This window comes from Streptomyces sp. NPDC017529, assembly GCF_044329785.1.
Lineage (GTDB): Bacteria > Actinomycetota > Actinomycetes > Streptomycetales > Streptomycetaceae > Streptomyces.
This window is the reverse complement of record NZ_JBIRJY010000003.1, coordinates 286,517-308,922: the sequence shown is the minus strand read 5'-3', so window position 1 is coordinate 308,922 and position 22,406 is coordinate 286,517. Positions and strand designations below refer to the sequence as shown.

Annotated in this window: 21 protein-coding genes; 14 read left to right on the top strand and 7 right to left on the bottom strand. The window is 71.5% G+C overall.

What is annotated here, in order from left to right; all coding sequences use genetic code 11:
• Positions 1–84 precede the first annotated feature (84 nt).
• The 5 genes from ACH4K4_RS08735 (at position 85) to ACH4K4_RS08715 (ending at position 3,748) form a co-directional block, all read left to right on the top strand.
• Positions 85–867: a helix-turn-helix domain-containing protein gene (locus ACH4K4_RS08735; protein ID WP_398165795.1), complete on the top strand. Its 783-nt coding sequence runs from the start codon at positions 85–87 to the stop codon at positions 865–867.
• A gap of 1,149 nt (positions 868–2,016) precedes the next feature.
• Positions 2,017–2,844: a helix-turn-helix domain-containing protein gene (locus ACH4K4_RS08730; protein WP_398165794.1), complete on the top strand. Its 828-nt coding sequence runs from the start codon at positions 2,017–2,019 to the stop codon at positions 2,842–2,844.
• Positions 2,841–3,041: a DUF397 domain-containing protein gene (locus ACH4K4_RS08725; RefSeq protein WP_398165792.1), complete on the top strand. Its 201-nt coding sequence runs from the start codon at positions 2,841–2,843 to the stop codon at positions 3,039–3,041. Before ACH4K4_RS08730 ends, ACH4K4_RS08725 begins: the two co-directional genes overlap by 4 nt.
• A 53-nt stretch (positions 3,042–3,094) precedes the next feature.
• Positions 3,095–3,295 carry a DUF397 domain-containing protein gene (locus tag ACH4K4_RS08720; RefSeq protein ID WP_398165790.1) on the top strand — a complete coding sequence of 67 codons (201 nt, stop codon included), beginning with the start codon at positions 3,095–3,097 and terminating at the stop codon, positions 3,293–3,295.
• Positions 3,296–3,394: 99 nt separating this feature from the next.
• The gene (locus tag ACH4K4_RS08715; RefSeq protein WP_398165789.1) at positions 3,395–3,748 is read left to right on the top strand and encodes a cytidine deaminase; all 354 of its coding nucleotides are present in this window, start codon (positions 3,395–3,397) and stop codon (positions 3,746–3,748) included.
• Positions 3,749–3,777: 29 nt separating this feature from the next.
• Here ACH4K4_RS08715 and ACH4K4_RS08710 read toward each other — a convergent pair whose 3' ends face one another.
• Complete coding sequence (locus ACH4K4_RS08710; RefSeq protein WP_398165787.1) at positions 3,778–5,388, bottom strand: class I adenylate-forming enzyme family protein; 1,611 nt, start codon at positions 5,386–5,388, stop codon at positions 3,778–3,780.
• A 205-nt stretch (positions 5,389–5,593) separates the two neighbouring features.
• Between ACH4K4_RS08710 and ACH4K4_RS08705 the strand changes: the two genes are divergently transcribed.
• Genes ACH4K4_RS08705 through era form a run of 5 tightly spaced genes read left to right on the top strand, consistent with a single transcriptional unit; the run spans position 5,594 to position 11,992 of the window.
• Positions 5,594–7,216: an NAD(P)-binding domain-containing protein gene (locus ACH4K4_RS08705; RefSeq protein WP_398165785.1), complete on the top strand. Its 1,623-nt coding sequence runs from the start codon at positions 5,594–5,596 to the stop codon at positions 7,214–7,216.
• Positions 7,213–8,304 carry an alpha-hydroxy acid oxidase gene (locus tag ACH4K4_RS08700; RefSeq protein WP_398165783.1) on the top strand — a complete coding sequence of 364 codons (1,092 nt, stop codon included), beginning with the start codon at positions 7,213–7,215 and terminating at the stop codon, positions 8,302–8,304. The genes ACH4K4_RS08705 and ACH4K4_RS08700 overlap by 4 nt, the downstream gene beginning before the upstream one ends.
• The gene (locus ACH4K4_RS08695) at positions 8,301–9,743 is read left to right on the top strand and encodes a cytochrome P450 (RefSeq protein WP_398165781.1); all 1,443 of its coding nucleotides are present in this window, start codon (positions 8,301–8,303) and stop codon (positions 9,741–9,743) included. Before ACH4K4_RS08700 ends, ACH4K4_RS08695 begins: the two co-directional genes overlap by 4 nt.
• Entirely contained in the window at positions 9,725–10,990 is a 1,266-nt protein-coding gene (locus tag ACH4K4_RS08690) for a cation:proton antiporter (RefSeq protein ID WP_398165780.1), read from the top strand. The genes ACH4K4_RS08695 and ACH4K4_RS08690 overlap by 19 nt, the downstream gene beginning before the upstream one ends.
• Before the next feature lie 54 nt (positions 10,991–11,044).
• Positions 11,045–11,992, top strand: a complete 948-nt coding sequence (gene era, locus ACH4K4_RS08685) for a GTPase Era (protein WP_398165779.1) — start codon at positions 11,045–11,047, stop codon at positions 11,990–11,992.
• Between the two features lie 17 nt (positions 11,993–12,009).
• Here the strand turns inward: era and ACH4K4_RS08680 are convergent, their stop codons facing one another.
• The 4 genes from ACH4K4_RS08680 to ACH4K4_RS08665 form a co-directional block, all read right to left on the bottom strand.
• The gene (locus tag ACH4K4_RS08680) at positions 12,010–13,269 is read right to left on the bottom strand and encodes an MFS transporter (RefSeq protein ID WP_398165778.1); all 1,260 of its coding nucleotides are present in this window, start codon (positions 13,267–13,269) and stop codon (positions 12,010–12,012) included.
• The gene (locus ACH4K4_RS08675; protein ID WP_398165777.1) at positions 13,266–14,651 is read right to left on the bottom strand and encodes a GH1 family beta-glucosidase; all 1,386 of its coding nucleotides are present in this window, start codon (positions 14,649–14,651) and stop codon (positions 13,266–13,268) included. The genes ACH4K4_RS08680 and ACH4K4_RS08675 overlap by 4 nt, the downstream gene beginning before the upstream one ends.
• 82 nt (positions 14,652–14,733) lie before the next feature.
• The gene (locus ACH4K4_RS08670) at positions 14,734–15,000 is read right to left on the bottom strand and encodes a protealysin inhibitor emfourin (RefSeq protein WP_398165776.1); all 267 of its coding nucleotides are present in this window, start codon (positions 14,998–15,000) and stop codon (positions 14,734–14,736) included.
• Positions 15,001–15,061: 61 nt separating this feature from the next.
• Positions 15,062–16,126, bottom strand: coding sequence for a M4 family metallopeptidase (locus ACH4K4_RS08665; protein ID WP_398165775.1), 1,065 nt, complete (start codon positions 16,124–16,126; stop codon positions 15,062–15,064).
• A gap of 302 nt (positions 16,127–16,428) precedes the next feature.
• Here ACH4K4_RS08665 and leuA point away from each other — a divergent pair, with 302 nt between their 5' ends.
• From leuA to ACH4K4_RS08645, 4 genes are all read left to right on the top strand, one after another.
• Positions 16,429–18,216, top strand: a complete 1,788-nt coding sequence (leuA, locus tag ACH4K4_RS08660) for a 2-isopropylmalate synthase (RefSeq protein ID WP_398165774.1) — start codon at positions 16,429–16,431, stop codon at positions 18,214–18,216.
• Positions 18,217–18,466: 250 nt separating this feature from the next.
• Complete coding sequence (locus ACH4K4_RS08655; RefSeq protein ID WP_398165773.1) at positions 18,467–19,192, top strand: TerB family tellurite resistance protein; 726 nt, start codon at positions 18,467–18,469, stop codon at positions 19,190–19,192.
• Between the two features lie 57 nt (positions 19,193–19,249).
• Positions 19,250–19,996 carry a DNA repair protein RecO gene (gene recO / locus ACH4K4_RS08650; RefSeq protein ID WP_398165772.1) on the top strand — a complete coding sequence of 249 codons (747 nt, stop codon included), beginning with the start codon at positions 19,250–19,252 and terminating at the stop codon, positions 19,994–19,996.
• Between the two features lie 78 nt (positions 19,997–20,074).
• Positions 20,075–20,890 (top strand): isoprenyl transferase, encoded by an 816-nt coding sequence (locus ACH4K4_RS08645; protein WP_398165771.1) that lies wholly within the window; start codon positions 20,075–20,077, stop codon positions 20,888–20,890.
• Positions 20,891–20,970: 80 nt separating this feature from the next.
• Here ACH4K4_RS08645 and ACH4K4_RS08640 read toward each other — a convergent pair whose 3' ends face one another.
• Entirely contained in the window at positions 20,971–21,399 is a 429-nt protein-coding gene (locus ACH4K4_RS08640) for a Fur family transcriptional regulator (protein ID WP_398165770.1), read from the bottom strand.
• A gap of 97 nt (positions 21,400–21,496) precedes the next feature.
• Entirely contained in the window at positions 21,497–22,405 is a 909-nt protein-coding gene (locus tag ACH4K4_RS08635; RefSeq protein ID WP_398165769.1) for a metal ABC transporter permease, read from the bottom strand.
• Between the last annotated feature and the right edge of the window lies 1 nt (position 22,406).

Here is a 22,406-nt window from a genome sequence, read left to right as displayed (position 1 = left end):
CCCGCACTGGCCTGCTTGCGTCATAGCGCCAAGCACTGTCGAATTCCTGCCGACGACACTCCATGACAGCTACGGAAGGGCGCCGTGTACGGGAAGAGCGAGAACCGGGAGGACTACCAGCGCGTCCCCAGACCGGTCGCCGCCATGGCCCGCGACCTCCCCGACGGCCACCACATCCCGGACCACCACCACCCCCGCGCCCAGCTGATCTACGGCACCACCGGCGCCATCTCCGTGGCCACCGGACACGGCGTGTGGGTCGTCCCCGCGACCCGCGGCGTATGGGTGCCGGCCGGCCTCACCCACGCGATGACCTGCGCGGGCGCCGTCGCCATGCGCACCCTCTACATCGAGCCGCAGACGGCCTGGCGCCTGCCCGGCGCCCCCACCGTCGTCTCCGTGTCCCCCCTGCTGCGCGAGCTGATCGACGAGGCCACCCGGCTGCCGCTGGAGTACGACGTGGACGGCCGCGACGGCACGGTGATGGCCCTCCTCCTCCACGAACTCGCGCCGCGCCCCGTACCGGCCCTGCACCTGCCGGCGCCGGACGACCCCCGGCTGGCCGGCCTCTGCGCGGCGATCCGGCGCAGCCCCGGCGACAACTGGACGACGCCCAACGCCGCGGCCCACGCCCACCTGAGCCCGCGCAGCCTGCACCGCAGATTCGCGGCCGCGACCGGGATGACCCCGGCCCGCTGGGTGCAGCAGGCCAGGCTCGTCCACGCGGTCACCCTGCTCGCCAGAGGCATCCCCGTAACGACCGTCGCCACCGGCCTCGGCTACGCGACCCCCAGCGCCTTCACGGCCATGTTCCGCCGGTCACTGGGCACCACGCCGTCGTCCTACTTCGAGCACCGCGTTCCGTAGCCGGTACGGGAGCGACAACCGCTCTCGGACCGTCACACCCCGGCACGGGGCATGAAATGCCCTCTCTTCGTACGGGCATGGTCCACCTCTACGGCTTGGGACTGCCCGCACTGACATGGCGCCCGTGTGACGCGATGCAGGCGGCCGGCCCTGTCGTACTCGTAGACGTCATGGACCAGCCCCCGGCACGCAACGGCCCGACAGGGCGCGGACCCCCTTGCCACCGATCCCGGAGAAGCGTGCACGGGATTGACGTTGCAGCGCAGACAGGGGAACGGCGTGATCCCGTCTTCGTTCTTCACATAGGCGACCCCCTCAGCTTGGTTGCAGTGCGAGCAAATCCAGGCCATGGCACGTTCCTTCGGTCGGCGGGAGACGGAGTATTCCGCCCTTGTGTCACCGGGTCGCGGAAATCGCCTGCCCGCCACCTGAATGAGGTACCTCGAAAGGCCGAAGCGCCACAAGGCGCGAGTCGGCGTGCTCCGTGAAATCCGTGTGCCCGGTCGTCTCCGCGTGCGCACGGACCCACGCACGCGCAGGCAGAACAGTCATCCAAGGCCCCGATTTCCTGCCGCATTTCCTGTTCTTGCCGTCAAGCAAGGTGGTGCACTCAACCGTGACTTCCATCTCGCCCGTGAGCCGGGGTAGGGAGCCGGGGACGGCAGGTGATCCGCCGCTGGTACGCATCAGGAGCATTCCGTCTGCGCCATGGGTTTCCATGGCGCAACGAAATTCCTCGCGCGCGGAGCCGGTCACTGATTCTCACCACTTTTCACTTCGGGACACCGGATCACGTCTCGCTCCGGTGCGGGTGGCCGGCAATGATCCGGTTGTAGGCGCGAAGCGAGACCGTGTGCTTCTGCAGCCGGGCCAACGCCCGGCCTTGTCCGGCCGCACGGCAGGTGGGGCAACCGACGTGAACTACCGGTTCCGGCTTCGGCGTGGAGGGTGTAAGTGCTGACGGCGGACTGTCGTTCGGTTTCTGCGCCTCCGGCGGCTGCGTCATCAGCCGTCCCTCCTTGTTTTTTCGGGGTGGCGGGCGGGTTCGTGCTTCTCCGTAGTGATTCCGCTATCGGAGGTCTTCAGCGTGCTCTACAGTCAGTACCTCTTCAACTTGCAGTTTCTGCACGGGAAGTTGGGTGACCGCAGTTGAATCGAAAAGAGTTGGAACCCGACCGCTCACCGGAAGCGCGCTTCGGCGACCGTTTGCGCACGTTGCGGGATGTGCGCGGATGGACGCAGGAGGAACTGGGCCAGCGCATGGGGTACTCCGGGACGCATATTTCTGCCATCGAAACTGGTCGGCGTCCTCCAACCGCTCGTTTCTCAGCAGGAGCCGACAAAGTGCTCGGCACGGGCGACCAGCTCGAACGCGAGGGGCGGGCGGTGCGCCACAGCGCACTGTTGGAGGGATTCCCCGAGTACGTGAGACATGAGGCGCGGGCAGCGGAGATCCGGCTCTATGAGGTGGGCGTCATCCCCGGACTCCTCCAGACACCGGAGTACACAACGGTTCTCGCGGATAGTGCGGTGAAGCGGGGGGCGATCACAGAAGAGCAAGCGGAAGAGCGGATCGCCCTCGTCGCCAAACGGCAAGCCACCCTGGAACGCACGCCCCCGCCGTGGGTGATCGCGGTCCTTGACGAAAGCGGCCTCCGCCGCCCCATCGGTGGACCTTCCACCATGGACGCCCAGTTCGCGCGTTTGCTGGAGTTCTCCCAACTCCCGCACACCGTGCTGCAGATGGCCCCGTTCGGCATGGGCGACCGTCGTCCGTTCGATCTTCCCGTAACGGTCTTGACGCTGCCGGACCGCTCGCTCATGTCGTACGCCGAATCCGCCCAACGAGGGCACCTGGAGCGGGAAAGCGCGTTCGTACTCCCGACGTTGACGGCCTACCATCAGCTACAGGCTGAAGCACCCTCTCAAGCGGAGACGGTGGCCATTATCAGCACGTTACGAAAGGGCACCTTGTGACGACCGAAAACGCGCAATGGTTCACGTCCTCGTACAGCAACAACGGCGGTCAGTGCATCGAGGTCGCCATCAACCTTGCCGCTTCGTGCGGTGTGGTTCCTGTCCGTGACTCCAAGCGTCCGGATGGCCCGCATTTGATGCTCACGCCGGGTGCGTGGGCCGGGCTGGTGGGGTTCGCCCGGCGGGCGGCTGTCTGACGCCTGGCTGACCGGCGGTGGCCCAGAGTCGACACGTTACGAAAGGGCACCTTGTGACGACCGAAAACGCGCAATGGTTCACGTCCTCGTACAGCGACAACGGTGGTCAGTGCATCGAGGTCGCCATCAACCTTGCCGCTTCGTGCGGTGTGGTTCCTGTCCGTGACTCCAAGCGTCCGGATGGCCCGCATTTGGTGCTCACGCCGGGTGCGTGGGCCGGGCTGGTGGGGTTCGCCCGGCGGGCGGCTGTCTGATCTTGGCCGGCCGGCCCCGTCGCCCCCATGGAGCGGCGGGGCGGGGCGCTTTCTTGCCCCCTCGCGCCCGCTGCCCGGCCGCCGCATATGCTCGCCCGTATGAGCGAAGCCGCACCGCTGGACCCGGAAGACCGCAAGATCATCACGCTGGCCCGTTCCGCGCGCGCCCGCAACGGTGTGCCGGAGGGGGCCGCCGTACGCGACGAGACCGGGCGTACCTACGTAGCCGGTACCGTCGCCCTGGAATCGTTGCAGCTCAGCGCGTTGCGTACGGCGGTGGCCATGGCCGTCGCGAGTGGTGCGCAGTCGCTGGAGGCGGCGGCCGTGGTGACCGAGGCGCAGACGGCCTCGGACGAGGACCGCGCGGCCGTGCGGGACCTGGGCGGCGCCGGGACGCCGGTCCTGGTCGCGGGCCCGGACGGCACGCTGCGGGCCACCGTCCAGGCGGGCTGACGAAGAGGGGCAAGGGTTCGCGGCGCCGCCTAAAGGCTTTCGGTGCCGCGGTCGTCGAGTGATGCCAGCAGTGCCTGTTTGTCGGGCTTGCCGCTCGCGCCGACCGGCACGTCCCGTATGACGGTGATGGTGGCGGGCGCGCCGGCCTCGCCCAGTTCGGCGGCCACGTGTGCGCGTAGCGCCGCGAGGTCGGGCTTGCGCCCGGTCGTGGGCACGATGAACGCGTGGGCGGCCTCGCCGGTCCGTTCGTCCGGCGCGCCCACGACGTACGCCTGGTCCACGTCCGGGTGGCCGGCCAGGGTCGCTTCGATCGCGCCGGCGTAGTGCAGGACGGCGTTGACGATGATCACGTCGCGGGTGCGGCCGGTCAGCCGCAGGAGGCCGTTCTCGTCGAGGCGGCCGAGGTCGCGGGTGCGTACCCAGCCGTCGCGCAGCACCGCGCGGGTCTCCGGCTCGTCCTGCCAGTAGCCGGCCAGTGCTCCGTCCGTACGGACCCAGAGCTCGCCGGCCGTGCCGTCGGTGAGCGGCGTGCCGTCGGCCGGGTTCCGCACGCTGATCTCCACCCCGTCCAGGGGCCGCCCGACCGAGGCGAGTGCCGTCGTCGGCCATCGGGCCAGGTCACCGGGGGCGAGCAGGGTGAGCATGCCGGTCTCGGTCTGCCCGTAGCCGTGGTACACGACGGGGCCGAGCCGTTCGGTGGCCTCGGCGAGCCGGTGCGGTGCCAGCGGGGATCCGGCCACGAGCAGGGCGCGCAGGCTCGTGGTGTCCGTGTGATTGGTGCGGAGACTGTTCAGGATGTGGTGCAGCCGGGGGACGGTCAGCAGGCAGGCGGTGACGCGGTGCCGCGCGAAGACCTCCGGGAAGGACAGCGGCGGGTCGGGGATGACGGCGGTGCCGCCGCCCAGCAGGCACAGGCCCAGATGCTCGAAGATCACCGCGCTGCTGAGGGTGCCGAAGAGCAGGAAGCGCGCGTAGGCGTCGGCGAGCGCGGCGGTGCGCGCGGTCCGGCGGGCCGGCTGCCACGACCAACTCCGGGTCAGGGTGCGGTAGGTGTGCGCGCACCCCTTGGGCTGCCCGGTGCTGCCGCTGGTCAGCGTGATCAGGGCGGGGTCGTCCGGGCGGCCCCTGGCGACGAGGTCGTGGTCGGGTGTGGGGGAAGGGGGTGTGCGTAACCGGTTCCGGTCCCCGGGTGGCAGTTCGCTGCGTATCGGGTCGCTGTGTAAAAGGGCGCTGGGTAAAAGGTCGCGTTCCAAGGAGAGGTGGCGTACGGGGGTGGCCGCGGCGCGGAGTTCGCCGGTGTCCGACGGCTCGTCGTGCACCAGGACGTCGACGCCGTCCGCCAGGATGCGCGCGAGGTGCCGCGGCGGCAGTCCGGGGCGCAGGCCGGTCAGCCGGGCGCCCAGCAGGTGGACGGCGATGCGCAGGGCGAACGCCTCGGGGGTGACGCCGGTGCCCACCGCGACCGAGGACCCGGGGCCGACGCCTTCGGCGCGCAGTCCGCGCACGCAGCGGGCGGTCACCTCCAGGACCTCGCCGCGCGGCACGGCGCGTCCCCGGTGTTCGAACGCCGGCGCGTCCGGCTGCCGGCGGAAGGCGTCGACGAGGGCCTGCGGGAAAGGGCCTGCTTCGGGCTGGTTCATTTCGCATCCGCTCCTGTGGCCGTGACAGAAGGTTGCGCCGGGTAAAAATCCCGGACCTTCCGACACTGGCTTCCGAAGCGTACTCGCAAACCCGGAAATGAGTGTGACGCATGTCACAAAAGCGCGGTCTGGTGTCGTTCTTTAAAGCTCAAGTACTGTCGGGTTCCGCTCCATCTCCAGCCCTCTCAGGTGACAGGAGAATTGCGTGAGCCACGAAGAATCGACGGACTATCTCGTGATCGGCGCGGGGCCCGCGGGATTACAAGCCGGATATTTCCTGCAACGGGCCGGGCGCAGTTATCTCATCGTGGAGTCGGGTCCGGCCCCCGGCACGTTCTTCACCCGCTTTCCCCGCCACCGCAAGCTCATCTCGATCAACAAGGTGCACACCGGCTGGGACGACCCCGAGCTGAACCTGCGCACCGACTGGAACTCGCTGCTCTCCGACGAGGGCGCGCCGCTGTTCACCGCCCGCACCCCGCGCTACTTCCCCGACGCCGACGACATGGTGGGCTACCTCGCCGACTTCGCCGCCGCCCACCGGCTGCGCATCCGCCACGGCACCCGCGTCACCGGGATCACCAGGCCGGGCGGCGCCGCGACCGGCGACTTTTTCGCCCGTGACCAGGACGGCAACACCTACCGCGCCCGCCGGCTCATCGTGGCGACCGGCGTCCGGCTGCCGTACGTGCCCGACATCGAGGGGGTGCGGACGGCCGAGCGCTACGGCGAGGTCGGCACCGACCCCGCCGGCTTCACCGGCCAGCGGGTGCTGGTCGTCGGCCGCGGCAACTCCGCCTTCGAGACCGCCGACAACCTCGTCGAGACCGCCGCGGTCATCCACGTGGCCGGGCCCGGTTCGCTGAAGCTCGCCTGGCAGACCCATTTCGTCGGGCATCTGCGGGCCGTCAACAACAACTTCCTCGACACCTACCAGCTGAAATCGCAGAACGCGCTGCTGGACGGGCACATCCTGCGTATACGGCAGCAGCCGGACGGCACGTACGTGGTATCCGTGTCCTTTTCCCGGGTGCGGGAGGTCGTCAAGGACATCGTTTACGACCGGGTCATCCTTGCCACCGGTTTCCGCTTCGATCCGTCCATATTCGCACCCGACTGCCGCCCGGAACTCACGATCAACGACCGTTTCCCGGCCCAGACCGACGCCTGGGAATCACCGAACGTACCCGGCCTGTACTTCGCCGGCACCATCACCCAGGTACGCGATTTCAAGAAATCCACCAGTGGTTTCATCCACGGCTTCCGGTACGGCGTACGGGCCCTGCACCGCATCCTCGAAGCGCGCTACCACGGCCGCCCCTGGCCCGCCCGCGGCCTGCCCGCCACCGCAGGCGCGGTCACCGACGCCGTCATCGCCCGCGTCAACCGCAGCTCCGCGCTGTGGCAGCTGTTCGGTTTCCTCGCCGACGCGGTGCTCGTGGACCGGGAGGACGGGGACGGGGCGGTCCGCTACTGCGAAGAGGTTCCGGTCGACCATCTGCACACCGCCGTCGGGGAGGGCCGCTTCGGCGACGTCGGCCGCTACTTCACCGTCACCCTCGAATACGGCGAGGGCCACGACCAGGTGAACCCGTTCGACATCACCGCCGGCCGCGTCTCCCAGCAGGACACCACCGGCCTCGACGGCCGCTACCTGCACCCGGTCGTCCGCTCCTTCGACGGCGCGGCGCCCGGAAAGGCGACCGCCGAGCACCACCTCACCGAGAACCTGGAGAACGAGTGGGACAGCGAGGAGGTCCACCGCACGCCCCTGCGCAACTTCCTGCGCGACCGGCTCGACGACCCGTCCCCGGCGGCCCGGCCGTGATCCCCACCCTCGCCGACCTGCGCGAACGGGCCCGGGAGCGGCTCGAAGCGCCGGTGTACGACTTCATCGCCGGGGGCGCCGGCGAGGAGACGGCACTGCGCGAGAACGAGGCGGCGTTCCGCAGGCTCGCCCTGCTGCCGCGCGTCCTGCGCGGCGCCGCCGAACGGGACCTGTCCGTGACGCTGTGCGGCGACCGCCTCGCGATGCCGGTCCTGGTCTCGCCCACCGCCTTCCACCGCCTCGCCCACCCGCGGGGCGAGAGCGCCACCGCCCGCGCGACCGCGGCGGCCGGCACGGTCCTGGTCACCGGCATGGCCGCGACCGTGCCGGTGGCCGAGGTCACCGCCGCCGCCCGCGCCGTCGACCCGGCGGCGGCCGTCTGGTTCCAGCTGTACCCGCAGCCCGAACCGGAGGTCACCGCGGAGCTGGTCCGCAGGGCGGAGCGGGCCGGGTGCTCCGCGCTGGTCGTCACGGTCGACTCGCCGGTGTTCGGCCGCCGCGAACGCGACGCCCGGCACGGCTTCGGCGACCTGCCCGACGGCCTGGCCGCCGAGAACATGCGCGGCCTGCCCGGCGCCGACGGCGACCGCCCCCGGGCCATCGCCATGCCGGCGGCACTCTCCTGGGACGACGTGCGCCGGCTGCGCGCGCTGACCCGCCTGCCGGTCCTGCTCAAAGGCGTCCTGCACCCCGAGGACGCCCGGCTCGCCGTCGCCGAGGGCATCGACGGCCTGCTGGTCTCCAACCACGGCGGCCGGCAGCTCGACGCCGCGCCGGCGAGCGTCGAGGCGCTGCCCGCCGTCGCGGCGGCCGTCGCGGGCCGGGTGCCGGTGCTGCTGGACGGCGGGGTCCGCCGCGGCTCCGACGTCGCCGTGGCCCTCGCCCTGGGAGCGTCGGCCGTCGGCGTCGGCCGCCCGGTGCTGTGGGGACTGGCCGCGGACGGCGAGGCCGGCGTCCGGCACGTACTGGAGCTGCTGCGCGCGGAGTTCGACCACGTACTGGCGCTGTGCGGGGGCAGCCGTCCGGCGGACCTCGGCCCCGGCCTCGTGGTCGCGCGGGGGAGCCTGCGGACCGGGGAGGGCGGATGAGCCGCTCCCGGACCGCCCGGCTGCTCACCGCCGGCGCCGTCCTCCTCTCCGTCCCGTACTGGCTGCCGCGCACCGTCGTCGCGGCCCGCGTCGCGCTCTTCGCCCGGATCAACGGCGACGAGGGCTTCGCCTTCCCGAACGCCGACGTCCCGGCCGAACGCTTCCAGGAGATCTACTCCCACCCGGCCGCCAACGGCCGCAGCCGGGGCGCCGCCCTCTCGGACCTCTTCTGGTACTGGCTCGCCCCCGGCCCCGAGGTCCACCAGGAGCACCTGGAGGACGGCCCGCGCTACGACGAGGTCGCCCGCACCACCCTCGCCGTGCTCGCCGGACCCGGCCGGGAGCTGACGGCGGCCGCGGCCCGCCGTACCGCCGCCGTCCTCGACGAACTGGTCACCGGACGCGCCGCGTTCGTCCGGCTGCGCGACCTGATGATGCCGGTGTGGGCGGAGTTCTTCTACGGACTCGTCTTCCGCGAACCGTGCCCGCCCGGTGCCCGGCGCCTCATCGTGGCCAACGCCGAGGACGTGGTGAACGCCCTGAAGTGCACCAGGCCGCGCCACCTGGCCCGCCGTACCCGCCTCACCCGCTACCTGCGGCGGCGCATCGACGCCGGGCACGTGCCCCCGCACCACCTGCCGGGCGGCCTCACGCGGCAGGAGCAGGCGTACTACCTCCAGGGCACGTTCTTCAACACGGCCGTCGTCCAGATGTCGGAGGCCATGGCCCACCTGCTCCTGGCACTGGCCCAGCACCCCGAGGTACAGCAGGCCCTGGCGGACGCGCCGGACGACGACCGGCGCTTCACCAACGTCCTCAACGAGACCCTGCGGCTCTACCCGCTCTTCGGCGTCGCCCACCGCGTCAGCACGGACGACATCCCGCTCGGCCCCGGCAAGGTCATCCCGGCCGGCTCGGTGCTGTGCTTCAACTACCCCGAGTACCACGCCACCGGCTACACCGACCCGGGCGTCTTCGACCCCTCCCGCTGGGACCGCCTCGTGGCCAGGCACCAGCACCACATCCCGTTCGGCGTCGCCGCCAACCGCCCCTGCCCGGCCTGGCGGCCCGCGCCGCTGGCGCTGCACGCCGCGACCCGCGAGGTGCTGCGCCGCTTCACCCTCCACTCCACCGTCGCCCACACCCGGTCCATCCCGCACCGCGCGCCCTGCCTGCTGGTCCGGCGCGACCGCCCGCTGCCGCGCCACCGGCTGCTCGCCGCCCGGGTCTTCCTGCGGGTGCGCGACCGGTGGGAGGACGTCTGGCGCAGCGGCGCCCAACTCGTCCTCGGTACGTGGATGGTGCTGGACGCCCGCCGCCTGCGTCCGGCCGAGCGCTACTTCGCCGCCCACGACACCCAGGGCGTCCCGCTGCCGTCCGGTTCCGCCGAGCCTCCCCGCGAGACGAAGGACGTTCCGCCATGTCCACCACGGAGTTAGGGCCGGTCTTCTTCCTGGCCGTCGTCGTCATCCTGCTCGTCTGCCGGCTCGTCGGCCGGGCCCTGCGCGCGCTGGGCCAGCCGCCCGTGGTGGGCGAGATGGTCGCGGGGGTGGTGCTCGGGCCGTCCGTGCTGGGGCTGCTGGCACCCGGCGTGGAGACCGCCCTGTTCCCGCCGGAGCTGCGGCCCGCGCTGTATGTCGCCGGGCAGATCGGGCTGGTCGTCTTCATGTTCCAGACCGGGTACGAGTTCCGCTTGGCCCGCATCCGGACGGTGGCCGGGCCGGCCGCGATGATCTCGGCGGCCGGCATCTTCGTACCGCTCGCGATGGGCGTGGGCCTGACCTACGCCGTCCACGACCGGGTCGACGTCTTCCCGGCGGACGTGTCCGTGGCGGTGTCCGCGCTGTTCGTCGGCGTGACCCTCGCCATCACCGCGTTCCCGATGATGGCCCGCATCATCACCGAGCGCGGCCTGACCGGCACCCGCTTCGGCTCGCTGTCCCTGGCGTCCGGCGCGGTCGACGACGCGCTGGCGTGGGTGCTGCTCGCCGGGGTGCTGGGCATGGCCGGCAGCGGCACCGGGCCGCTGGCCCTCGCCCTCGGGGGGACCGTCGTCCTGGTGGCCGTGCTCGCCCTGCTCGCCCGCTCCGGGACCCGCATGGCGGGCCTGGCGGACCGCCGGCCCCCCGACGAGCTGCTGCTGATCACCGTGCTCGCGCTCTTCCTGGCCGCCTGGTACACCGACCGCATCGGCCTGTACGCGGTCTTCGGCGCGTTCAGTCTGGGCGTGGTCTTCCCGCGCTCCGAGGCGGTGGACCGGGCCATCGGGACGATCGGCCCGATCGGCCGGATCGTCTTCCTGCCCCTGTTCTTCACCTACTCGGGCCTGAACACGGACTTCGCGCTGCTGGCCTCGCCGGGCCTGCTGCTGTTCACCGCGGGCTGCGTCGCCCTCGCCGTCCTCGGCAAGCTGGGCGCCTGCTGGCTGGCGGCGCGGGTGGCCGGCGAGGAGGGCGCGGTCGCGCTGCGCGTCGGCACGCTGATGAACGCGCGGGGCCTGATGCAGCTCATCGCGATCAACATCGGGCTGGCGGCCGGCATCGTGACCCCGTCGATGTTCGCGGTGCTGGTCGTGGTCGCGCTGGTGACGACGGTGATGGCCACCCCGATGCTGACCCTGTGGGACCGTATCGACGCGCGCCGGACGGCCGGGGCGCCCGCCGAGCGGGTCGGCGCCGTACCCTGACCGGCGGCCCGTACGGGGACGCCGTGGTCGGCGCCGTCGTGCCGATCGGGGACAATGGGCGCCATGAGCGTTCGTACAGAGTCCTCCGCCCAGCACCGCGCCGGCTTCGCGTGCTTCGTCGGCCGCCCCAACGCGGGCAAGTCGACCCTCACGAACGCTCTGGTCGGCACGAAGGTGGCGATCACCTCCAACCGCCCGCAGACCACCCGGCACACCGTGCGCGGCATCGTGCACCGCCCGGACGCCCAGCTCGTCCTGGTCGACACCCCGGGCCTGCACAAGCCGCGCACCCTGCTCGGCGAGCGCCTCAACGACGTCGTCCGGACCACCTGGGCCGAGGTCGACGTGATCGGCTTCTGCCTGCCCGCCGACCAGAAGCTGGGCCCCGGCGACCGCTTCATCGCGGGCGAGCTGGCCGGGATCAAGAAGACCCCGAAGATCGCCATCGTCACCAAGACCGACCTGGTGGACTCCAAGCAGCTCGCCGAGCAGCTCCTCGCGGTCGACCGGCTCGGCCGGGACCTGGGCATCGAGTGGGCGGAGATCATCCCGGTGTCCGCGGTCGGTGACAAGCAAGTGCAGCTGGTCGCCGATCTGCTCGTCCCGATGCTCCCCGAGAGCCCCCCGCTCTACCCCGAGGGCGACCTCACCGACGAGCCCGAGCAGGTCATGGTCGCCGAGCTGATCCGTGAGGCGGCGCTCGAAGGCGTACGGGACGAGCTGCCGCACTCCATCGCCGTCGTGGTCGAGGAGATGCTGCCGCGCGAGGACCGCCCGGCGGACAAGCCGCTGCTGGACATCCACGCCAACGTCTACATCGAGCGGCCCAGCCAGAAGGGCATCATCATCGGCCCCAAGGGCAAGCGGCTCAAGGACGTCGGTGTGAAGTCCCGCAAGCACATCGAGGCGCTGCTCGGCACGCCGGTCTTCCTCGACCTGCACGTGAAGGTCGCCAAGGACTGGCAGCGCGACCCGAAGCAGCTCCGCAAGCTCGGTTTCTGACCGGCGGACACGGGCTCTCACGCCACCCCGCGGATCCGCCGCACCAGCAGCGCCCCCGCCAGCCCGATACCCGCCGCCACCAGGTACAGCACCCGGTAGCCGCCCAGGTACGTCACGATCGGCGCGGCCAGCGCGGGCGCCGCGACCTGGGGCAGCGAGTTGGCGATGTTGACGACGCCGAGGTCCTTGCCCCGGTGGGCGGCGGCCGGCAGCACGTCCGTCATCAGCGCGAAGTCCACCGACGTGAAGACGCCGAACCCGACGCCCAGCAGCGCCGCGGCGACCAGCGCGCCGGTCCAGGTCTGCCAGGCGGCGAGCAGGGCGGTGGCCCCCGCCATGATCACGCCCGCCCACAGCACGTACGGCTTGCGGCGGCCCGTACGGTCCGACCGGATCCCGCCGACGACGACCGTGGCGAGCAGCATCACGCCGTTGACGGCGGTCAGGACGAGCACGCCGTCCTCGGGGTGCGGCCGGTGCAGCGCGTCGCGCAGGTAGTACAGCAGATACAGCAGGGCGATCGCGTTGCCCAGGTTGACCAGGAAGCGGGTCAGCCAGGCCCAGGCCAGGTCGGGATGGCGGCGCGGGCTGATCCAAAAGCCCGCGAGGAAGGGCCGCCAGGCGAACGGCGGCCGGTCGCCCGGCCCGATCCGCAGGTCCCGGTAGCGCAGCACGTACGGGAGGGCGGCCAGCACCGTGAAGGCGGCGCAGGCCGCGTAGCCCGCCGCGATGCCGCCGGCGGCGGACGCCAGGCCCGTACCGGCCACCACCCCCAGGAACTGCGCCGCGCCCAGCCAGCCGCCGACCGTGCCGCGCTGGAGGTGCGGGACGCGGTCCGGTACGGCCGCGGTGACCGCGGCGAACGCGGCGTTCAGGGCGAGCTGCACCAGACACCACCCGGCCGCCATCGCGGCCACGTTCCGGGCGGCCGCCAGCAGGCACAGCGCCGCCGCGCCGCCGAGGACACCGGCCGCGATCCACGGCATACGGCGCCCGAAGCGCGAGGCCGTACGGTCCGACAGCGCGCCGAAGAGCGGGTTGGCGACGAGCGAGACCGCCGCGCCCAGGCCCGTCACCCACGCGAGCACCGACTCCTTGGACGTGCCCGGCGGCGCCAGCTCGGCCGCCTGGAGGGCCAGCAGGACCTGTATCGGCCCGTACCAGCCGACCCAGACCGCCCCGTTGGCCAGCGCCAGCGCCGCGATCCAGCCGCGGCCCGCCCGCTCGGCCGGTTCGGCGAGGGCCCCGGGCGTGCCCGCGGCCCCCGCGCCGGTCACCGCTGGGCCCGCAGCGCGTCCCGCAGCCAGCGGTAGGAGGCCTTCGGGGTGCGGGCCAGCGTGCCGTAGTCGACGTGCACCAGCCCGAAGCGCCGGGCGTACCCCTCGGCCCACTCGAAGTTGTCCAGCAGCGACCAGACGAAGTAGCCGCGTACGTCGACCCCGGCGGCGATCGCGTCGCGCAGGGCCCGCAGGTGCGCGTCCAGGAAGGCGATCCGTTCCCGGTCCTCGACGCCCTCGTACGAGCAGCCGTTCTCGGTGATCACCACGGGCGGCAGGCGGTCGCCGTAGCGGTCGCGGAACCCGGTCAGCAGCTCGGTCAGCGCCGCCGGCACCACCGGCCAGCCGAAGTCCGTCAGCGGGTACCCCTCGATCTCGCGCGGCGCGAACGGCAGCCCCGGCGGCAGCTCGATCCCCGCGAAGCCGGCGGGGCCGGTGGCCTCCGGGTCCGGTGCCCCCACCTTCGTCGGCTGGTAGTAGTTGATCCCGTACCAGTCCAGCGGCGTACCGATGACCTTCAGGTCCTCGTCCACCGGGCCGGACAGCAGCGCTGCCGTCAGCTCCTCCTCCGGGTAGCGCCCCAGCAGCACCGGCTCCGCGAACAAACGATTCAGCAGCAGGTCGTAGAGCCCGGCCGCCTCCCGGTCGGCGGCCGACTCCGACGCGGCCCAGGTCGGCCCGTGCGAGTTGGCGATGCCGATGCCGCCCGCTCCCCGCGCCCGCAGCGCCTGTACGGCCAGCCCGTGCCCGAGCAACTGGTGGTGCGCGGCGGGCAGCGCCTCGAACCCCAGCCGCCTGCCCGGCGCGTGCTGCCCCAGCCCGTACCCCAGCAACGTCAGTTCGGCGGGCTCGTTGAGCGTGATCCACCGGTCCACCCGGTCGCCGAGCCGCGCCGCGACCGCGTCCGCGTACGCCGCGAACCGCCGCGCCGTGTCCCGCTCCAGCCATCCGCCCGCCGCCTCGACGGCCTCCGGGGTGTCCCAGTGGAAGAGCGTCGGCACGGGCCGCACGCCCGCCGCGCACAGCTCGTCGACCAGCCGGTCGTAGAAGTCCAGCCCCGCCTCGTTGACCGCCGGGCCGCCGTCCGGCATCACCCGCGGCCAGGCGACGGAGAACCGGTACGCGCCGACGCCCAGCTCCTTGATGAGCGCCACGTCCTCGCGGTACCGGTGGTAGTGCCCGGTCGCCACCCGGGCGTCCGTCCCGTCCTTGATCCGCCCGCGCTCACCCGCGAACACGTCCCACGAGGACCGCCCCCGCCCGTCCTCGTCCACCGCCCCCTCGATCTGGTACGCGGAGGTGGACACCCCCCACAGGAAGCCCGCGGGGAAGCGCGGCAGCGGACACGGCGAGGATCCGGACGACACGGACGACGCGTTCATGCGCCGGATCCTGGTTACCGTCGCGTACGGGTGTCAAGGGGTGTGCACGGGACGGGAGTTGGCCGTCCGCCGGATGTCCGGGTCAGCTGCCTTCCTTGAGCACCCTGGTGATCAGTTTGCGCTGCTCCTCGGTGAGGCGGGGGTCGGAGGCGTAGACCGTGTGGCCGTCGATGGTGATCTGATAGCTGAAACCGTCTGGGACGCCTACCGGGGGAGTGCCCCGGCCGGCGGCGGCTGCCCGCTCGGCCAGGGTGTGCCATTCCGCGGCATCCGGGCGGCCGGAGGTGTCCACCTCGGCAAACCGCTCGATGCCGGCGAAGCCGCCGGTGCGTCGAACTTGGATTCGCATGACGGGCTTCCTACCCAGTGGGGCTCGGGGAAACGGACGGAACGGGCCAGACCGCGCGGGGTCAGTCCGTGGGGAGACCCACCTGCGACCACGCCTTCAGGAGGGACTGCACTTCCTCGCCGTCACCGTACAAGGTGCGCGCGGTGGCGACCGTCAGGCGCGAGAAGTCGGCGAACTGGGCGTCCTTGTCGAGTTCGCCGCCGGTCAGCGCGGCGTACCAGATCTTGCCGGCCCGCTCCCACGCGTTGCCGCCGAGGTCGGTGGCGAGCAGGTAGAAGGCGTGGTTGGGGATGCCGGAGTTGATGTGCACGCCGCCGTTGTCGCGCGAGGTCTTGACGTAGTTGTCCATCGTCGCGGGCTGCGGGTCCTTGCCGAGGACGTCGTCGTCGTACGCGGTGCCCGGGGCCTTCATCGAGCGCAGCGCCTCGCCGGTGACGTTCGGGCCGAGCAGCCCGGCGCCGATCAGCCAGTCGGCCTGGGAGGCGTTCTGGCCGAGCGCGTACTGCTTGATCAGGGCGCCGAAGACGTCCGACATGGACTCGTTGAGCGCGCCGGACTGGCCGAAGTAGTCCAGGTTGGCGGTGTGCTGGGTGACGCCGTGGGTCAGCTCGTGGCCGATGACGTCCACGGGGATGGTGAAGTCGAGGAACAGGTCGTTGTCACCGTCGCCGAAGACCATGCGCTGGCCGTCCCAGAAGGCGTTGTCGTAGTTCTCGCCGTAGTGGACGGTGGCGTTCAGCGGCAGGCCGGAGTCGTCGATGGAGCGCCGGCCGTAGACCTTCAGGTACAGCTCGAACGTCGCGCCGAGGCCCGCGTGCGCGCGGTTGACGGAGGCGTCCTTGGACGGCTTGTCGTCTTCGGAGTGCACCTTCTTGCCCGGCAGCGTTTCCTGGTGCTTCGCGTCGTAGATGGTGCGGTTCGGCTTGTCCGAGGGGGTGCCGGTGGGCGCGCCGAGGCCGCGGACGGTGGTGATGCGGCGGCGGGTGCGCTGGAGGGCGTCGTGCTCCAGGGTGCGCAGGGCGCGCCCGGAGCGGTCCGCGTCGTCGAGCCGGGACAGCTGGTCGAGGACGTGGGGCGGCACGATCGTGCAGAAGACCGGGTGGGCCGGAGTGGCTTCAGGGTTCATGCACGGCAATGTGGCACTGGGTCACGGGCGTGTCACTCCCTGCCGTCATGATTCCTGAAAACGTGTGGTTGATCGCGTTTAAGGGGTTAGATCCGCCCGGTCCCGCATACTGATACGGGGCCGCGATCTCCGCGTCACCTCGGCTAGGGTGCTGTGCATCATGCGTTACGGGCTGCTTCTCCTTAGCTGCCGCGGCGAGGGTCTGTTGTCGTAGGCCGACCCCCTCCCCGCGGGATTCGGTGCTGCGATTTTCGCCCCGTCGGCCTCTCCCCCCGCGGACAAACGAGGAGCCCCGCGCCACCATGACGAACCCGTCGATTCCTGCTCAGAACGCAGAAAACGCCGTCGGCCGCCCCACGCCCGTCACCAACGCCACCCGCACCCAGAAGCCCTCCGGCCTGCCGGTGCACCGCTACGGCGGCTACGAGGCCGTGGACATCCCGGACCGCACCTGGCCCGACAAGCGCATCACCCAGGCCCCCCGCTGGCTGTCCACGGACCTGCGCGACGGCAACCAGGCGCTGATCGACCCGATGTCGCCGGCCCGCAAGCGCGAGATGTTCGACCTGCTGGTCAAGATGGGCTACAAGGAGATCGAGGTCGGCTTCCCCTCGTCGGGCGCCACCGACTTCGACTTCGTACGTTCGATCATCGAAGAGGACGCGATCCCCGAGGACGTGACGATCTCCGTCCTGACGCAGGCCCGCGAGGAGCTGATCGAGCGGACCGTGGAGTCGCTGCGCGGCGCCCGCAAGGCCACCGTCCACCTGTACAACGCCACCGCGCCGGTCTTCCGCCGGGTGGTCTTCCGCGGCTCGCGCGAGCAGGTCAAGCAGATCGCCGTGGACGGCACGCGGCTGGTCGTGGAGTACGCGGAGAAGATCCTGGGCCCGGAGACGGCCTTCGGCTACCAGTACAGCCCGGAGATCTTCACCGACACCGAGCTGGACTTCGCCCTGGAGGTCTGCGAGGGCGTCATGGACGTCTGGCAGCCCGAGGCGGGCCGCGAGATCATCCTGAACCTGCCGGCCACCGTCGAGCGCTCCACCCCCTCCACGCACGCCGACCGCTTCGAGTGGATGTCGCGCAACCTGTCCCGGCGCGAGCACATCTGCCTGTCCGTGCACCCGCACAACGACCGCGGTACCGCGGTGGCCGCCGCCGAGCTGGCGATCATGGCCGGCGCGGACCGCGTCGAGGGCTGCCTGTTCGGGCAGGGCGAGCGCACCGGCAACGTGGACCTGGTCACCCTGGGCATGAACCTGTTCAGCCAGGGCGTGGACCCGCAGATCGACTTCTCGCAGATCGACGAGGTCCGCCGGACCGCCGAGTACTGCAACCAGATGGAGATCCACCCGCGCCACCCGTACGCGGGCGACCTGGTCTACACCGCCTTCTCCGGCTCCCACCAGGACGCCATCAAGAAGGGCTTCGAGGCCATGGAGGTCCAGGCCGCCGAGCAGGGCAAGAGCGTGGACGACCTGGAGTGGGCGGTGCCGTACCTGCCCATCGACCCCAAGGACGTGGGCCGCTCCTACGAGGCCGTGATCCGCGTCAACTCGCAGTCCGGCAAGGGCGGCATCGCGTACGTCCTGAAGAACGACCACAAGCTGGACCTGCCGCGCCGGATGCAGATCGAGTTCTCCAAGACCATCCAGGAGAAGACGGACACCGAGGGCGGCGAGGTCACGCCGGACGCGATCTGGTCCGTCTTCCAGGACGAGTACCTGCCGACCCCGGAGAACGCCTGGGGCCGGATCGCGCTGCGCAGCGCGCAGACCTCCACCACGACCGAGGGCACCGACGCGCTGACCGTGGAGGCGGTCGTGGACGGCGCCGACACGGTCCTGACCGGCACCGGCAACGGCCCGCTGGCGGCGTTCTTCGACGCGCTGCACGCCATCGACGTGGACGTGCGGCTGCTGGACTACGTCGAGCACACGATGAGCGAGGGCGTCGGCGCCCAAGCCGCCGCGTACATCGAGTGCGCGATCGGCGACAAGGTGCTGTGGGGCGTGGGCATCGACGGGAACATCGTGCGCGCCTCGATCAAGGCGGCCGTCTCCGCGGTCAACCGCGCGAGCCGCTGATCACCGGTCCGGTCCGCCGCGGGCGGCGCCGGCCCGCGGGCCGTACCGCCGTCCGTGGCACCCACCGGCCGTGACCTGCGACGCGTCCGGCGCCCCCCGGCTCCTCCCGCGTGCGCCGGGGGGCGCTTGGCTGTTCAACCGGTTTAAACGGCCGTCTTGTCCGGTCCGAGCTACTGACGGCGCCTCGCGGATGTGGCTAACATCACGTCAACGCGGCAAAGATGCCGAAGCGTTACGGAGGGTCGACGTGATGCACAAGCTGGCTGTGATGGGTGTGCGGACGTCCTGGCGCACCGTCGCCGACGGCGATTTCTTCTGCCCCGAGTGCGGCGGGGACCGCAACTACCTCCGGCGGACCGGCCGCCGCCGCCTCACCGTCCTGGGAGTGCCGCTGCTGCCGCGCGGCACCGCGGGCCCGGTCGTCGAATGCTCGGCCTGCCGCGGCCACTTCGGCCTGGACGCGCTGGACCACCCCACCACGACGCGCTTCTCGGCGATGCTCAGGGACGCCGTGCACACCGTCACGCTGGCCGTGCTGGCGGCGGGCGGCACGGCCTCGGCGGGGGTGCGCGCCACCGCCGTGGGGACGGTGCGCGCCGCGGGCTTCGCGGACTGTACGGAAGACCAGCTGCTGACCCTGCTCGCCGCGCTCGCCGCCGACACCGGACGGCTGCCGGGCGCGCACGACGGCGCCCTGTCGCGCTCCTCCGCCGGGGGCGCCGGCCGCCCCGGCGGCGGTCTCGACCCGTGCGGCACGGCGCTGGCCATAGAGCTGCACGAGGCCCTGGAGCCGCTGGCCCCGCACCTCGCTCCGACCGGCCGGGAGGCGCTGCTCCTCCAGGGGGCCCGCATCGCCCTCGCCGACGGCCCGTACCTGCCGTCCGAGCGGGAGGTCCTCACCACCGTCGGCGCGGCGCTCCTGCTGTGCCCGGACGACACCGCCCGCCTGCTGGCCGCCGCCCGCACACCGTCCTGAGGGCGGCGCGGGGCGGCCGGGACCGGAGCCCCCGCCGCGTGCGCGAGAATGGACCGCATGAGTCTGTTCCGCGATGACGGCATTGTGCTGCGCACCCAGAAGCTGGGCGAGGCGGACCGGATCATCACCTTCCTCACGCGCGGTCACGGCCGGGTACGGGCCGTGGCCCGGGGCGTGCGCCGCACGAAGTCCAAGTTCGGCGCCAGGCTGGAGCCGTTCTCCCACGTCGACGTGCAGTTCTACGCGCGCGGCGGCGAGCTGGTCGGGCGCGGGCTGCCGATGTGCACACAGAGTGAGACCATCGCCGCCTACGGTGGCGGCATCGTCACCGACTACGCCCGCTACACCGCCGGTACGGCCATGCTGGAGACCGCCGAGCGGTTCACCGACCACGAGGGCGAGCCGGCCGTACAGCAGTACCTGCTGCTGGTCGGCGGGCTGCGCACGCTCGCGCGCGGCGAGCACGAGCCGCACCTCGTCCTGGACGCCTTCCTGCTGCGCTCGCTCGCGGTCAACGGTTACGCGCCCAGCTTCGACGGCTGCGCCAAGTGCGGCCTGCCGGGCCCGAACCGTTTCTTCTCCGTGGGTTCGGGCGGCGTGGTGTGCGGCGACTGCCGAGTGCCGGGAAGCGTCGTACCCTCCTCCGAGGCCATCGGTCTGCTGGCCGCGCTGCTGTCCGGCGACTGGGCGACCGCGGACGCCTGCGAGCCCCGGCACGTACGGGAGGGCAGCGGGCTCGTGGCGGCGTATCTGCACTGGCATCTGGAGCGCGGCCTGCGCTCGCTGCGGTACGTAGAGAAGTAGATAGGCTCAGCAGCTCGGGGGCGAGCACCGGCTCGGACACGAGCGCACCACGCACTACGCATAGGAGATGTGGACCGGATGGCACGACGCGGAATTCTGGGGCGCGGCCGACGCGAATACGAGACGCCCGAGCCGCACCCGTCCGGTGCGCGTCCGCCGAAGATTCCCGGCGAACTCGTCCCGAACCACGTGGCGATCGTCATGGACGGCAACGGCCGCTGGGCCAAGGAGCGCGGCCTGCCCCGTACCGAGGGCCACAAGGTCGGCGAGGGTGTCGTCCTGGACGTGCTCAAGGGCTGCATCGAGATGGGCGTCAAGAACCTGTCGCTGTACGCCTTTTCCACCGAGAACTGGAAGCGCTCGCCCGAAGAGGTGCGCTTCCTGATGAACTTCAACCGCGACGTCATCCGGCGGCGCCGCGACGAGATGGACGCACTGGGCATCCGCATCCGCTGGGTCGGCCGGATGCCGAAGCTGTGGAAGTCCGTGGTGCAGGAACTCCAGGTCGCCCAGGAGCAGACCAAGGACAACGACGCCATGACGCTGTACTTCTGCGTCAACTACGGCGGCCGGGCGGAGATCGCGGACGCGGCGGCCGCCATCGCCGCCGACGTACGGGCCGGGAAGCTGGACCCGTCGAAGGTCAGCGAGAAGACCGTCGCCAAGTACATGTACTACCCGGACATGCCGGACGTGGACCTGTTCGTGCGGCCGTCGGGCGAGCAGCGCACGTCCAACTACCTGATCTGGCAGAGCGCCTACGCCGAGATGGTCTTCCAGGACATTCTCTGGCCCGATTTCGACCGGCGGAACCTGTGGGACGCCTGTTTCGAATACGCCAAGCGGGACCGGCGCTTCGGCGCGGCACCGGAGGTGCAGCCCGCGCAGTCCTAGTGTGAAAGCCGGGCATACGAACGCGGCCGGGCCCCTCCGTGGGGGCCCGGCCGCGTCGCGTTCTGTCGGTGGCGCCGGTGTCACCCGGAGCCGGCGGCCGCCTTGGCCGCGCACTCACCGCACGTACCGAAGATCTCGATGGTGTGCCCGACGTCCTGGAAGCCGTGCTCGGCGGCGATCTGGTCCGCCCACTTCTCCACGGCCGGGCCCTCCACCTCGACGGCCTTGCCGCAGTTGCGGCAGACCAGGTGATGGTGGTGGTCGTCGGTGCTGCACCGGCGGTAGACCGCCTCGCCCTCGTTGGTCCGCAGCACGTCCACCTCGCCCGCGTCGGCGAGCGACTGCAGCGTCCGGTAGACCGTGGTCAGCCCGACCGAGTCCCCCCGGTGCTTGAGCATGTCGTGCAGCTCCTGCGCGCTGCGGAACTCGTCCACCTCGTCCAGTGCCGCCGCGACGGCGGCCCGCTGCCGTGTCGACCGGCCGCGCACCGGAGATCCCGTGCTCGCCACCGTTGCCTCCCTAGGTATCGGGACGTCCCCCTGCACATCAGTCCGGCCATTGTGCCAGGTGATGACCAGAGCCCGGAGGCAACGCTTACACGAATGCCTACCCCTTGGCACCCGGCACGCTGACGTCGTCACCGGGGGAGCGGCTGCCGGGCAGATCCAGAGTGCACTGTTCGGCGTCCTTGGCGGCGGCCCGCGCGCGCTTTCCGGCCAATGGCGCGGCCAAAGCAGCCATACCCGCGAAGACCACGATGGCCAGCAGCACGATGCTCGCGCCGGGCGGCACGTTCACGTAGAAGGAGAAGACCGTACCGGAGAGGGTGACGACCACACCGATGGCGACGGACAGCGCGAGGGTCATCGCGAAGCCGCGGGTGGCCTGCTGGGCGGCGGCGACCGGCACCACCAGCAGCGCGCTGACGAGCAGCAGGCCGACGGCGCGCATCGCGACCGTGACGGTCAGCGCGGCGGTGACCGCCAGCACCAGGTTCAGCACCCGTACGGGCAGGCCCATCACCCGGGCGAACTCCTCGTCCTGGCAGATGGCGAACAGCTGCCGGCGCAGGCCGAGCGTGACGGCCATCACGAAGGCGGCCAGGATGCCGGTCGCGACGACGTCGCCGGACGACACGCTGTTGATCGAGCCGAAGAGGTAGCTGGTGAGGTTGGCGGTGGACCCGCCGGGCGCCAGGTTGATGATCATCACGCCGCCGGCCATGCCGCCGTAGAAGAGCATCGCCAGCGCGATGTCGCCCCGCGTCTTGCCGTACGCGCGCACCAGCTCCATGGCGATCGCGCCGAGCGTGGCCACCACCACGGCCATCCACACGGGCGAGGCCTGGAGCAGGAAGCCGAGCGCGACGCCGGTGAGCGCGACGTGGCCGATGCCGTCGCCCATGAGTGCCTGGCGGCGCTGGACGAGGTAGACGCCGACGGAGGGCGCGGTGAGGCCGACCAGGAGGGCGGCCAGCAGCGCGCGCTGCATGAAGGGATAGGTCAGAAGGTCCATG

Coding starts and splice junctions, on each gene's coding strand:
- ACH4K4_RS08715 (WP_398165789.1), top strand. CDS start 3,395: ATGAGCGAAGCCGCACCGCTGGACCCGGAAGACCGCAAGATCATCACG.
- ACH4K4_RS08710 (WP_398165787.1), bottom strand. CDS start 5,388: ATGAACCAGCCCGAAGCAGGCCCTTTCCCGCAGGCCCTCGTCGACGCC.
- ACH4K4_RS08695 (WP_398165781.1), top strand. CDS start 8,301: ATGAGCCGCTCCCGGACCGCCCGGCTGCTCACCGCCGGCGCCGTCCTC.
- ACH4K4_RS08690 (WP_398165780.1), top strand. CDS start 9,725: ATGTCCACCACGGAGTTAGGGCCGGTCTTCTTCCTGGCCGTCGTCGTC.
- era (WP_398165779.1), top strand. CDS start 11,045: ATGGGCGCCATGAGCGTTCGTACAGAGTCCTCCGCCCAGCACCGCGCC.
- ACH4K4_RS08675 (WP_398165777.1), bottom strand. CDS start 14,651: ATGAACGCGTCGTCCGTGTCGTCCGGATCCTCGCCGTGTCCGCTGCCG.
- ACH4K4_RS08670 (WP_398165776.1), bottom strand. CDS start 15,000: ATGCGAATCCAAGTTCGACGCACCGGCGGCTTCGCCGGCATCGAGCGG.
- ACH4K4_RS08665 (WP_398165775.1), bottom strand. CDS start 16,126: ATGAACCCTGAAGCCACTCCGGCCCACCCGGTCTTCTGCACGATCGTG.
- leuA (WP_398165774.1), top strand. CDS start 16,429: ATGACGAACCCGTCGATTCCTGCTCAGAACGCAGAAAACGCCGTCGGC.
- ACH4K4_RS08655 (WP_398165773.1), top strand. CDS start 18,467: ATGCACAAGCTGGCTGTGATGGGTGTGCGGACGTCCTGGCGCACCGTC.
- recO (WP_398165772.1), top strand. CDS start 19,250: ATGAGTCTGTTCCGCGATGACGGCATTGTGCTGCGCACCCAGAAGCTG.
- ACH4K4_RS08645 (WP_398165771.1), top strand. CDS start 20,075: ATGGCACGACGCGGAATTCTGGGGCGCGGCCGACGCGAATACGAGACG.
- ACH4K4_RS08635 (WP_398165769.1), bottom strand. CDS start 22,405: ATGGACCTTCTGACCTATCCCTTCATGCAGCGCGCGCTGCTGGCCGCC.